Raw genomic sequence first — 15,142 nt, forward strand, 5'->3', positions numbered from 1 at the left:
ATTATCACATCCTATATTTCACCTTCTACAAAGGTTTCAGTTAAATTTGTTTGTATTGGTTTATTTTCTATAAATTTTTCTAAATCGTATATATTAGATGCTTCAAAGAAATTTTTTAAAGATAACTTAATATTATATTTATCCTTTAATATATTTACGCACTGAATTGCTTGTAATGAATCTCCTCCTAGTTTGAAGAAGTTATCTTCTACACTAATTTCATTATTATGAAGTATATCTTTCCATGAATTAGCTATTTTAATTTGAATATCTGTAAAAGGTACTACATTAGATTTTTTATAATCTTTATTGTAATTTTCACTGAATTCTTCTAATATTTTTCTATCTACCTTTCCATTTTTTGAAAGAGGTATCTCATCTAATAAAAAGTATTTTTTAGGCAACATATAATTCGGTAATTTTTCTTTCATGAAATTAGAAAGTGCATCTGATTTAAACTTTTTAACAGTTTTAGGACCTTCTGCAATAATTAAGTTTTGTCCAAAAATTTCAGAAATTTTACTATACAATAAAGAAAAATCTATATTTGAAAACCCTTGTGATTTTAATATATCTATCCATTGATTATTAGATAATAATGGAAGCCTGTTTTCTTTTCTTATATCTTCTATATTTGAAAACCCATCTTCTAAAAGAGCTACTGTATTTAATTGAATTTTTCTATTTTCAGTAGCTTCTACAATCAGTAATATACCTCCAGGTGCTAGCATATCTTTTAAAAATCTTAAAGTTTTCACAATATTTTTTGAGCGATGTATAGAATTATTAGCAACTATAATATTGTATTTATGATATTCATAACCTTGATTTAAAGGAGATTTATTAACATTTAATAGTTTAAAATCTATTATTTGGGACCCTTTATGCTCATTTTTTACTTTTTCTAAAAAATAAGATGATTCATCTGTGTATATATACTCACAGTTTTCCTTAGGCAAACACTCTTTTATTAATGATAGAATATTACCCATTCTTCCACCTATTTCTAAAATATTTATTTTGTTATTGTATGAGTTTATAAAAGTTTTTAGAGCTTTACATAACAACCCCTTATAATAGTCTCCTCCTATATTATATTTTTCTAATTTATTAGGAGTTAAACATAAACTATTGTCAATAACTACTTCACGTGAATCTTTTTCACCTTTTAATATAGAAATATTAGTATTTATATCTTTGTGCATTTTCATATCTACTAAAACTATTTTTTCTTTTAAATCTGGGTATGAATTTAACTGATTAATCATCTCAGTATTTTTCTTGTAATTTCCTATAGGATATAAATTAAAATACTTTCCTTTGCAATCTTTTTGTAGAATGCCTTCTTTAACAAAAGTGTCTAACCAATGAGTTATTAACGTTTTAAATCGATTATCCAATTTATATTTTTTAATTATATCTTCTATTGTATATTCCCCTTTAGCATCACTGCTAAAAATACCTATATTGCTAAAAGTATCACACATGGCCTTAATACTAATATGATCTAGACAATTATTAAATAATACTATTTTACTTAAATTCACATCATTTGATAGGTTATTCATTGCCTCTTCTATAGACATTTTTATATGCTGTAAGCATTTATCACTATGCTTTTTATCAGATTCTACATTTTCAAAACAAATTGATAACTCTTTATTTTTAGGAACTATATAACTTATTAAATTACGTTCTTCATTATTCTTTTCATCTACAATAACTACAGCATCCTTTATATCTTTGTTAAGTTTTATTGTACTTTCAATTTCACCAAGTTCAATTCTATATCCATTTAATTTTATTTGAGAATCCTCTCTACCAAGGAACTCTATATTTCCATCTGGCCAATATCTTCCTAAATCGCCGGTATAATATATCTTCTCTCCAGTTTTAGGATATAATATAAATCTTTCTGATGTTTTCTTTTCATTTTTCCAATAACCCTTAGCAACGCCAATACCACCAATATACAGCCTACCAGGAACCCAGTTTGGACATTCTTCCATTAATTCATTTAATATATAATAATGTTGATTAACCATTGGTTTACCGTAAGGAATACTCTTCCAATTTGCATTTATTTTATCAATTTTATATATATTAGACCAAATTGATGCCTCAGTAGCTCCACCAAGTCCAATAACTTCAGTATTTTTAAAATGAAATTTTATTTTATCCGACAATTCAAGTGGAATCCAATCCCCACTTAATAGAACTAATCTAAGTGACTGTGGTAAATCTCTTGTTTCATTACTTAAATATTCCATAAACATTTGCATAAACATCGGTACTGTATTCCAAATTGTAATATTATATTTTTCTAATAACTCTAACCAATGAGAAGGATCTTTAATAGAATCACTATCTGGAAATACTATTGTGGCCCCAGCAGCAAGTGTTCCAAAAATATCATACACAGATAAATCAAAATTCAAGTTAGAAAGTGCTATTATACTATCTTCTGGTCCTACTAAAAAGCGTTTATTAATATCAAGAATAGTATTTACAGCACCAATATGGTCTATCATTACGCCTTTAGGAACTCCTGTAGAACCTGATGTGTAAATAACATATGCTAAATCCTTAGGATTTACAATTACATCCTGTGATATATGACTACTTTCTTTATTAGCAATATTATTTATTTCTAACAATTCAAATTTTGTTGGTAAAATTAATTTATCTTTTATACTGCCTTGAGTTAAAACAAACTTTATCTCTCCCTCATTTAGTAACATTTCAAGTCTATCTTTAGGATTATTAGGATCAATTGGCAAATATGCCGCTCCTGCTTTTATTATTCCCAAAACAGCTACAACTTGTTCCCATCCCTTTTCCATAATAACTGCTACTAAATTGTTAGGTTTTACTCCTTTGTCTATTAAAACATTACTAACATTAGTAACCTTCTTTAACAATTCTTTATAAGTCAATTTATAATTTGTTGATGATATTGCAATGTTATTAGGATATTGTAAAGCTTTCTTTTCAAATAAACTATTAAGTGTTTCATAACATATTGGTCTTTTAGTGCTATTTGCCTCTATTCTTTTTTCAATATTAGGAATAGAGATAATATTTCTAGACTTTTTCTTCCATACTTTTATATCATTTATAACTTTATCAATAGTTTTAGAATAAGCTTCAAACATGTCATCTGTTAATCCCTCTGGGAACAGTTCTTTTACTACGTCCCAAGTTAATATAAGCTCTTTATTTTCTTCTATAACTTGATTATCTATCCAAACTTGAGGTGTTTGTGAAATACTATATATTCTTTTTCCTAATAAAGATCTACTAATTTCTTTAGAATTTTTGTTTTCATATCCTATTGCACTTGTAAATACCACTGGCATAACCATACCTTGATTCTTACCATTAATCTTTGCAAGTTCTCTTTGCACATCAACACCACTTACATATGAGTGATCTATATCTTGCCATAATTTTTGTTGTATATTTTTACACCTTTCAATGAATGTGTCTTTTAAAGAATTGTCTATAGCAAGTAATGTTAACAATGTGAAATCTCCTACAATTTCATTTATTTTAGGATGTATTGGCATTCTATTAAATCTTGTTAAGTTGATAGTAAACTTTTGATGTCTACTCCATGCTCCTATAACCTCTACATATATTGCAAGTAACACTGCTGATGGTGTTAATCCAAACTCTGTAATATCTTTTTTAAATTTAGTCCAATTATTTTTGTTTATTATTTTCTCATAATGTGTAAATTGATGATTGTCTAATTGGTCTGGATTTTTAGCTAACGGCAGCTCTGGAGCCATTGGTAAATCTTTTATCTTATTAAACCAATACTCTTTATCTCTTTTATATAATTTACTATTTTTTATTTTTTCAGTAGCTAGTACATAATCTCTAAAAGAAAAATCTAATTTTGATAAAGGTTCCTCTGGGTTAAAATAAACATCAGCCATTTCATTTAGAATATGAAATATGCTCCAACCATCAAAAATTATATTATCAAAACTAAAATGAAGCCTTACTTTTCCTTTATCAAAACAGGATGCTCGTACATCAAATAATGGCCATTTGTCTGTTATAAATTTTTGATGAGACATTTCTATACGGACATCTTTTAATGTCTTTTCTGCATCTATAAGAGTTTTTGAATTTAAATCATAGACTTTTATCTCATAGCTTGGAACATCTTTATATATTTGCTGATTTTCCCCATCAGGAAGTATTATTGCTCTCATCATATCATGACGTTTTATGATTTTTTCCCAAATATTATTTATCCTAGATACATCTAAGTTTTCACCTTCAAATTCAAAGTAATAATGAGTTGCAACCTTTCCTAAAGAATATGCTCCACTTCTTCCTATCCAATATGCCTTTTGTATATCTGTTAATGGAAATGGTTTATATAAATTTTTTAAATCTTGATTTACTTTTGGTAATTGAACATCTTTTTTTATAATTTCATTGCTATTCTTTAATAAGCTATCAATACAACCTACTTCATCAATAAACACAGGATTTTTAAATATCATCTCTAAAGATAAATTAACACCAAACTCCTTTTGTATTTTTGTGCTCAATTTTGTTGCCATTAATGAATCGCCACCTAAAATGAAATAATTATCATTTATATTTATTTCATTTATATTAAGAATTTCACACCAAATTTTAGATAATAACAATTCTGTTTTTGTTTTTGGTTTCATAAAATGCTTCTCTAATTTTTCATTTTTTTCAACACTAGGTAATGGCAATAATTTTCTATCTAATTTTCCATTAATATTAAGTGGTAGTTCTTTTAATAATACAAATCTAGTAGGAATCATATAATCTGGTAATATGTCATGTAAGAAAATCTTTATATTTTCTTCAATACTATTAAAATCATCTGTATTATAATCTTCATATTTATTTTTAGGTGTTACATATCCAACTAAATGCTTATTTTTATATGAATCATCTATTGTAATAACTACAGCATCTTGAACATTAGGATATTTTTTTATTGCAGTTTCTATGTCCCCAAGTTCAATACGATGTCCTCTAACTTTGACTTGAAAATCTTTTCTACCTAGGAACTCAATATTCCCATCACTCCAATATCTACCTATATCTCCTGTTAGATACCATCTATTATTATTCCACTCTACAAAACGCTCTTTTGTAAGTTTATCATCACCTGCATATCCCCTAGCAACTCCAACTCCACCAATCCATAATTCTCCTGAAACCCAATTAGGACAATCTCTTCCTTTTCTATCTACAACTCTATAAATTTGATTAGTTAATGGTTGTCCATAAGGAATTGACTTCCACTTAGAATCTAGTGGCAAAGTTACATTAAAATAATTTGACCAAATAGATGCCTCTGTAGCTCCACCCATAGCTACCATTTGTGCATTTTCTGATATATTATATAATCTTGAAGGTAAATCAAGTCCAATCCAATCTCCGGATAGCATAGCTACTCTTATTGATGGTATTTTTATTTTTTTGCTTTCAGCCATTAATAAGAACATATCCAATAATATTGGCACTGAATTCCATATGGTAACATTATAATTTTGTACTATCTCTACCCAACTTGCAGCATCTCTATAGTTATCTTCTGTAATAGTAACTACTGTTCCACCAACAGATAATATGCCGAATATATCATACACTGATAAATCAAAATCTAAGGATGAAAGAGCTAACACTATATCTTCATTTGAAACATTATAACGTTTATTAATATCAATTATTGTATTTACTGCTGCGCAATGTGAAATTTCAACACCTTTAGGTTCTCCAGTAGATCCAGATGTGAAAATTATATATGCTAAACTATCTGAAGAAACTTTTTTAAATTCTGTAAATAACTCCATTTCTTTAGAATTTTCAATTTTTAAAATTTTATTAGTTGTTGGCCATTTTATATTTTCATATAACTCTTCATTAGTAATGGTAAAACTTATATTAGCTTTTTTATAAATTGCATTTCTACGTAAATATGGTTGTTTTTCACTAATAGGCACATAACATGCACCTACAGCTAATATACCTAAAACTGCTTTTATTTGATTTATTCCTCTTGGCAAAGTTACTGCAACTAAATCTTTATTACTAATTCCATTTTTCTCAAGCATTGTAGCTATTTTTAATGCATCTTTTGCTAATTCTTCATATGAAACTTTAATTCCCAATACTCCGTCTATAACTGCTATTTTATTAGGGGTTTTTTTTGCAATTTCGAAAAACGACGTATGTAAACATTTTTTATATTTAAATGAAAGTTTATCATTTTCTACGTCATAACTCTTTAATTTTCTAATATTATAAAGAATTTCAGGAACTTCACTCCAACTTTCTTCATTAACTATCCAATTAATTAATTCTTTAAATTTATTAAACATATCATCAATTAAACCTTCTGGGAAAAGTTTATCTACACTATCCCATGCAAGTAATAACCCATTATTAATCTCATAAACTTGAAAATCTAGCCACACTTGAGGTGTTTGAGAAATCATATATGAAAGTTTTCCTAAAACTTTTTCAAATTTTTCACTAATAAGTGGAGTCTCATAATTACATGAAAATACTACCGGTGCAAAACTTCCTTCTCCAGGATATAATCTTCCCATATCTCTTAATATGTCTATTCCTGAATATGATGAATACTCTACAGTTTTATGAAAATTTTTCTGAATGTCTTTTATCCTTTGTAAAAATGGCTTTATATTATTGCAATCTATTGGTAATAATAATACATTTGTAAAATCTGCTATAACATCTTCTATTCCTTGTTCACTAGTTTCACGGTCAAACAACGGCATATTTATTAAAAATTTAGAATTTTCACTCCATTTGTCTAATATTTCTGAATATGCCGCTAACAATACCATAGCTGGTGTAACCTGATTTGCTGCTGCTTTGCTTTTAAGTGATTCCCACTGAGAATTATTTAAAAAATATTTTCTTCTTTTAAATACAGGTTTTATTATATTTTCTGGTGTTTCTTCTAACGGTATTGTAGGTCCTTTAGGTAAAATATTTAAATTATTCTTCCAATAACTTTTAGCTTTTTTCTTTTCTTCTAATAACCTTTGTTGATTCCTTTTTAAGTACTTTCCAAAACTCCAATCAATCGGTGCAGAAAGCTCTTTTACTCCGTCATAAATTAATGCTAAATCTCTAAAAATCACTTGGAGACTTTGCATATCTGCAACTAGTAAATCTATATCAAAATGTATCCTTGTTTTATTATCTGGTAATAAGCTAACTTCTAGCCCACAAACTTGTCCATTTTTAACATCTAACACCCTATGAGACAACTTTTCCCTAATATTTTCTAAAGATTTTTCTATATTTTTTAAAGATTCATCTTTAAAATTATTAATTACTATTTCTTTTGAATATGGATTTTTTAATATTTCTTGTTTTCCATTTTCTAAAAATCTTGCCCTAAGCATAGGATGATGGTATAACAATTTAATCCATGCTCTCTGTAATTTATCTGGTATAATATCATTACAATCTATTTCAAAATAAGCATGACATCCCACTCCACCAAGTGGTTGATTTTCACGTCTTCCTACCCAATATGCATACTGTACATCATTTAATGGAAATGATTTTATAAGCTCTAAATTATCCTCATCTATATTTGATTTTTTATCTTCATTAATATTTTTAGATTCTACTTTTATTTGCTCTTTTATTAGTCCCCACCAATGATTCAGATATGGTGATGAAATAAGTTTTGAAAATGTAATATCTATTCCTTCACGACGCCATTGGTTTACTAATCTCATTATTTGAAGTGAATTTAATCCTAACTCAAGTAAATTACGATTATCTTCTATATCACCTTTTATTGATAATATATTTTTAATTTTATCTTTCATATCTTCATAGTTAAATAATATTTGTTTGTTATTTATTTTATCCAGTTTGATCACTCCCTTATAAAATAATTTATACTAAATTGAGAACTATATAATATATCTTTTATCAATAATAATTATCAATTGATAATGCAATAGCATTATACCTCTTTATATATTTATTTTTCTTATAAATTCATTAAATTAATCTATTTTAAAATCCATTTTTTAAGCTCTTTTTTATTAATTTTTCCAACCCCTGTAAGTGGAAAATAGTCTACAAATTCCATTTGATCTGGTATTTTATTTGAAGCAACTCCCATATCTATAAAAAATTTTGTAATATCAGCCTTTTTTAAATTTACATTATCTGAAATTATAAATGCACAACTTCGTTCACCTAACACTTCATCTTCAATAGCTATTACAGCAGAACTTTTAATATTATTATGTTTACATAATAAATTTTCTATCTCAGAGGGCATTATTTTTTCTCCTGCTCTATTAATTTGTTCTTTAAGACGTCCTACTATTTGTATTTTATTATTAAATACTATTCTTGCCTTATCTCCAGTGCGATAAAAACCATCCTCAGTAAAATAATTATCCTTACTTACGTCTTTTTCATAATAACTTTTTATAGTGTATGGTCCTTTTACTAAAAGTTCGCCATACTCTCCATTTGATATAATATTGCTATTTTCATCAATAATTTTTATTTCATCAAATCTAGAAATAGGCTTACCTTGACTATTATATAAAACGTTATAATCATCATCTAAATCTGTAAAACATATAACTCCTTCTGAAGTTCCATACACTTGCTGAAGCTTACACTGCATATTATTTACTATCTCTTTTGCAGTATTACTACTTAACATAGCTCCTCCCACTTGTAGAACTTTTAAACTTGATATATCATGCTTTTTGTCCCACTCTAAAACTTCGAGCCATAAATTTATTAAAGATGGTACTAATGATGTTATTGTTACTTTTTCATTTTCAATTATTGGAAAAACCTCTTCACAACTTCCCGATTCACACATTACAACTTTTCCACCTAATATTAATGTTCCAATAACTCCAGGCATACTTAGTGCAAATTTATGTGCTATTGGCAAAATAGCTAAATATGTGCTTTTTTCATTTACTTTAGAATTTATTGCACACTCCTTTGCATAATAAGCACAAGCACTATGTGTTATTGGAATTATTTTAGGAAGACTGGTTGTTCCACCAGATAAAATTAAAAAAGCAGTATCATTATATAATGGCTTTTCATATTTTATATTTGATTCTTTAAAATCTTTTATACATGGATTTTCATCATCTTTATCCACGTTTATTATCCAATTTATACTTTTATGTTTTTTCTTTAGGTTAATTGCCATGTTTTTATAATTAAATCCTAAATAACTATCATTAATAACCATTGCACTAGGTTTAGTTTTTTTAATAATTTCATCAATTTCATTTTCTCTATAACTAGTCAAAACAAAAATTGGTAAAGCACCTATTTTAAACAAAGCAAACGAAATTATAACAAAATTTATGCAATTAGGAAGTTGAATCAATACTTTATCACCATTTTTTATTCCAAGTCTTAAAAATCCTCCTGAAGCCTTACTTATCTCTTTATAAAGCTCTATATAAGTTAATTTTCTACTTTTCTCTACAAGTGCAATTTTACTTTTGTACCTTTTTATAGCCAATTCTAGATGGTCATAAAGTGTTAGTTCTTCTAAAAAAATTTGTTTACTATCTTCTCTTTTTTCACATAATCCGTAATTTTTAATCATATTTTATCCTCCTGAAAAATGATATATATTTTTATAAGGATTTATTATGAAGTTATTTTCCATCCTCTTGTTTTCATTTGTAAATTCCATAATTTAAAATAAAGACCTTGTTTTTTTATAAGATATTCATGATTACCTTCTTCAACTATTTTTCCATTATCTATAACAATGATTTTATCTGCGTTAACTACAGTTCTTAACTTATGAGCAATCATAATTATAGTTCTATTTTTCACCAATTCATTAATAGCCCTTTGAACATCTAATTCATTCTCTGGATCAAGGGATGATGTTGCCTCATCAAGTAAAACTAGTGGTGCATCCTTTAAAATAGCACGTGCTATTGAAATACGTTGTTTTTCTCCACCTGATAAAGTAGAACCCCCTTCTCCAACTATAGTATTATATCCCTTTGGAAGTTTAACTATAAAATCATGGCAACAAGCTTTTTTTGCTGCCTCTTCTATTTCTTGCTGAGTTGCATTACTTTTTCCGTAACGAATATTATTTCCTATTGTGTCTTCAAACAAATATACATCTTGAAATACCATGGAAATTTTTTTCATTAATTTTTCCGAATTTATTTCACATAAATTTTTATTTCCCAAAGTAATCATTCCATCATTAGGGTCATAAAATCTTGCTATAAGTCTAAGCATTGTACTTTTTCCACTTCCAGATGGACCAACTATAGCAGTTAATTCTCCTTCTTTTATTTCAGTATTAATATTATTTAAAACCATATTTTTTTTATAACCAAATGTAACATTGTTAAATTTTATATTGTGCTTATTATTAGGACTACCTTCTCCTGTCATCTTAGGCTGATTTAGCAAATGAATAATACGTTCACCTGCAATCATGTCATATTTAAGCTCTGGAAGTTTTGTAATAGCAGCTGACAATGGATCAAAAATACGAGTTCCAACCAATAAAAACAGGGCAAAAATTGGTATAGTTAAACTTTTATTTAAAATTAAATAAACACCAGAAATTGAAATAAAAGATAAACCAGATTTAATGAAGGAAACTGCTACTAAGAAAAATGGGCCTACTAGTCCTTCTTGTTTAATACTCATTTTCATAAAATTATAAAAAGCTTGATTTAATTTGGAAAAATTTTTACCAGTTAAATTATAGGCTTTAATAACTTTTATTCCAGCAAGATACTCTTCAATACAATTGGATTGTTCAAGTTTTGCCATAGAATGTTTTGTCGCTAAGTTACGTTGAAAGTTTGAAATAGCTACTATTATAAGAATTGATATTGGAAATCCTAAAAACATTGATAAAGATAATCTCCAATCAATAAATGCCATTCCAACTAAAGCAATTATTGGTACAATTATGCCACCTATAAGTTGTGGCAATATATCACTTGATGCTTCCTCTATTAAAGTAATATCATTCATTATCATACTTCCTAATTCTGCTGAATCCTTACTCATTAAAAATCCAAGAGGAAGTTTTCTTAAATGCTCAGCAATTTTTATACGTCCTTGTGTTGAAGTCTTATATGCAGAACTTACAATAGCTCTATATGATTTTCTTTTACAGATAAACACTATTAAAAAAAATATTATCATTATAGAAAAGGCTATCCAAAGTATATTAAAATTCAATTCTTGTATTTCCTTAGCATGATACTCATATATTATGTTTATAATTATTGTTATACAAGCAAAAGGAATCATATTGATTATTTCAGTAGCTACTTCCCACAAAACAGGTTTAATCATATTCTTAGGATTTCCTGCAGTAATGGTATATAAAAATTTCATTACTCTTTTTTTACCTCCTTAATAAACCTACTATCAACTTTCCAATTTAAAGATGCATTATACGCTTCCCACATTTTCTTATATAAACCATTATTAGCTATAAGACTATCATGAGTCCCTAGCTCTGATATTTCCCCATTTTCTATAACAATTATTTTATTTGCATCTACAATTGTAGTTAATCTATGAGCTATAACTAATACAGTTTTATTTTTTATAAGTTTTTGCAAAGCTAATTGCATTTCATATTCATTTTCCGGGTCTGCAAATGCTGTTGCTTCATCTAATATTAAAATTGGTGCATTTTTTAATATAGCTCTTGCTACAGATATTCTTTGTTTTTCCCCACCTGATAAATACGTACCTTTATTTCCTACATAAGTGTCATATCCATTAGGAAGGGCTTTTATAAATTCATGGCATCTTGCAGCTTTTGCAGCATCAATAACCTCCTTTTTTTGTGCATTTGGACTACCAATTAAAATGTTATTAAAAATTGTATCTGTTAATAAAAAATTTTCTTGAAAAACAAAGGATATAATATCCATAAGTTTTTTATTTTCAATACTTTTTATATCTATATCTCCAATAGTTATGCTTCCATTATTCACATCCCAAAATCTAGGTATTAATTGAGCTATAGTAGATTTTCCTGATCCTGATGGACCTACTAAAGCAGTAATTTCTCCTTGACATGCAGTAAATTTAATTTTTTTTAAAACCTCTTGTCCATCTTCATTATATGCAAAGGATACATCATTAAATTTTATATCAAATTTAGATGGTATTTTAACATCTTCTAAAATTTTAATAGGTTCTTCTTCCATAATTCTATCTATTCTATTTAGTCCCTCTGATATTCTATTTACTGTTGTAGCTAATGCATTTAATTTTAAAATTGGTGAAGAAATGCCCATTGATAGAATAAGAAAGAAAATAAATGTTATTGATAATGCTACATTACTTGGTTCTTTGCTTATAAATAACAGTCCAACTGGAACTATAAATGTAAATAAAGACGCAATAATTGTATTAAACAAAACATAACTTTTCTCATAATTTTTTGCATATTGTATACTAAAATTACGATATGCAATCATATCATTATAAAATTCACGAAAGGAGTGAATAGTTTGTCCAAATATTTTTATAGATGGCATTCCTCTGACGTACTGTATAGCTGATGTATTAATATTTTCTAATGCATCAAAATATTCTTTTAACCCAGCTTTTGCTTTCTCTCCACATAACATAGAGTATTGCAAAGAATATCCCACAACTATTGGTATGATAGAAGCTACTCCATACCAAAAATTTAAATATAACATAGATATAAAAATTATTATAATCATTACAACAGTACTAACTAAATCTGGAAGTTGATGTGCAATAAAAAGTTCTATTTTTTCCACATCAGATTCTATTATACTTTTTATCTTTCCAATAGAATTTTTATTAAAATATCCCATTGGAAGCTTACCCATATGTTCTGAAAGTTTTATCCTTATCTTATATATAATGTTATAAGCAACTATGTGAGCTATCATTGCACCTATATACAACAAAATATATCCTATAAACATTGCTATATTTCCATAAATAGCCCAATTCATTAAACCACTTCCATTTATATTTGATATACTAGAAACATTTTTTAAAAGTTCCTCCATAATTTTATACACCATTAGATAGGGGAATAATAAAAAAAATGCACTTATAACTGATACCACTCCAGATATAATAAGAAACTTCTTTTTTTCACTGGCAATTTCAAAGAGTCTTGCTAATCCTTCTTTTTTTTTAACCTCCAATTTTTTTACTTCCTTTCTAAAACAATAAATGAGTTTTATTTTACTAAAAATTCTTTTACTTTTCTGCCATTTTCCAACTTCAAACCTTTATTGCAAGTTATTTCAAAAAGTTCTTTATCATGTGTAACAATAAATATAATATGATTTTCTTTACTAAGTTTTTTTATAATATTACTTACCTTATACATATGTATATAATCTAGTCCACTTGTAGGTTCATCAAATATTAGTATTCTTTTATTAGCTAATGCTCCAACTGCTATTGCAAGTCTTTGTTTTTGACCTCCTGACAATGACATTGGATGTTTACCCTTAAATTTATCAAGATTAAATTCCTCTAATATAGATAATATTTTTTCTTTTGGTATATTTTCATTTGTTAAAGTAAATTCTTCAATTACACTTTCGGCAAAAAGCTGATGGGTTACATCTTGCATAATCATATAATGATAATCTAGTCTTTGCTTATAATTTAATTTTTCTCCATCAATAAATATATTTCCACTTTTTTCTTTTATAAGCCCTGCTAAACATCTCATTAAAGTTGTCTTACCTGCACCATTTTCTCCAAGAATACCTATAATATCTCCTGCAGATGCAGAAAATGATATATCTTTAAAAACTTCTTTTTTCCCATAATTACATGAAAGATTTTCTATAACAAGTTCTGCTTCATGTGATTTTTTATCTTCTACAATATGGAATTTTTCTTCAATTTCAGGTATCTTTAATGTTCGTAATCCCATATTTCTACGAGTGCTATCTTCTAAATTTAAAAATTCTTCTCTTGTTAGTTGACTTTTTATCTCTCCATCATCTATAAACACAATTTTGTCAATAATATCAGCTAGATAATAAATTCTATGCTCAGTTATTAATATTGTTTTTCCTTGGTTTTTAATTTTTATAAGTAATTCTTTTAATAACTTTATTTTATTAGCATCTAAATTAGCAGATGGTTCATCTAGAACATATATATCTGGATTCATTGCATGAACAGAAGAAAATGCGAGTATTTGTTTTTCACCTCCAGACATTTTAAAAATATTTCTTTTTAAAAGTTTTTTTATATTAAGTTCTTTAACTACCTTATTAATTCTATCTCGCATATATTTAGGCTCCAACCCTTGATTTTCAAGTCCAAAAGCAAGTTCACTATTAGAATCAATATTAAAGAATTGTGATTTAGGATTTTGAAATACTGAACCAATTTTTAAAGACAATTTATACATTTCTGTCTCTTTTACATTCATATTATTAACATGAACATTTCCTTTTAAATCTCCATCTATAAAATGTGGTATTAATCCATTTACAAGTTTTGTTACTGTGGTTTTACCACATCCACTTTTACCACATAATAAAACACATTCTCCATGATTAATTTTTATATCTATATTTTTTATATTGTGATTTTTCTCTGTTGGATAAGCAAAGAATACATTATCAATATTTATCACATTTTTACCTCCAATATTAATTTTATAAAAATGGAAAGCTGAAAGTATTAGATTAAAATAATATACTCTTAATTATAAAATTAATTATTTTCAGCTAACCACTATAGGATTCCAAATTAAATTTTAAACTTATTCATTTATCAAATGAGAAAATTTAAATTAATATTTTATCAATAACTAAAAGATTATTTTAGTTAAAAGTTAAGAGTGAATAGTTAACAGTTGTGGTTATTACTAATCATTTCATTCCTAGTAATTCTCAACGTACCTTTTTATAAGTTTGCAAAGCAAATTATATTGATAGATTTTTTAAAATCATTTTCAGAAAGTGATTGCCACTTTCATCCTAAATTCATAATAACTATATTTGTACTTATTTTCTCAACTGATAACAAAAATTTGATGTATAAATTTAAATTGGAGCTTGTTTCT

General features: G+C 26.8%; 5 protein-coding genes. All 5 read right to left on the minus strand.

What is annotated here, in order from left to right; translation table 11 throughout:
• Positions 1-11 precede the first annotated feature (11 nt).
• Positions 12-7,880 (minus strand): amino acid adenylation domain-containing protein, encoded by a 7,869-nt coding sequence (locus ACYUE0_RS13850; protein ID WP_460271033.1) that lies wholly within the window; start codon positions 7,878-7,880, stop codon positions 12-14.
• Positions 7,881-8,068: 188 nt separating this feature from the next.
• On the minus strand, positions 8,069-9,658 hold the full coding sequence (locus ACYUE0_RS13855; protein WP_460271035.1) for a (2,3-dihydroxybenzoyl)adenylate synthase: 1,590 nt from the start codon (positions 9,656-9,658) through the stop codon (positions 8,069-8,071).
• Positions 9,659-9,702: 44 nt separating this feature from the next.
• Positions 9,703-11,439 carry an ABC transporter ATP-binding protein gene (locus tag ACYUE0_RS13860; protein WP_460271036.1) on the minus strand — a complete coding sequence of 579 codons (1,737 nt, stop codon included), beginning with the start codon at positions 11,437-11,439 and terminating at the stop codon, positions 9,703-9,705.
• Complete coding sequence (locus ACYUE0_RS13865; protein WP_460271038.1) at positions 11,439-13,250, minus strand: ABC transporter ATP-binding protein; 1,812 nt, start codon at positions 13,248-13,250, stop codon at positions 11,439-11,441. Before ACYUE0_RS13865 ends, ACYUE0_RS13860 begins: the two co-directional genes overlap by 1 nt.
• A 35-nt stretch (positions 13,251-13,285) precedes the next feature.
• Positions 13,286-14,710: an ABC transporter ATP-binding protein gene (locus tag ACYUE0_RS13870; protein ID WP_460271040.1), complete on the minus strand. Its 1,425-nt coding sequence runs from the start codon at positions 14,708-14,710 to the stop codon at positions 13,286-13,288.
• Between the last annotated feature and the right edge of the window lie 432 nt (positions 14,711-15,142).

The sequence above is a fragment of the Clostridium sp. CTA-19 genome, from assembly GCF_054767855.1.

Excerpts from the sequence above, each read along its gene's own strand:
- ACYUE0_RS13855 (WP_460271035.1), bottom strand. The coding sequence starts at position 9,658 with ATGATTAAAAATTACGGATTATGTGAAAAAAGAGAAGATAGTAAACAA.
- ACYUE0_RS13860 (WP_460271036.1), bottom strand. The coding sequence starts at position 11,439 with ATGAAATTTTTATATACCATTACTGCAGGAAATCCTAAGAATATGATT.
- ACYUE0_RS13850 (WP_460271033.1), bottom strand. The coding sequence starts at position 7,880 with ATGAAAGATAAAATTAAAAATATATTATCAATAAAAGGTGATATAGAA.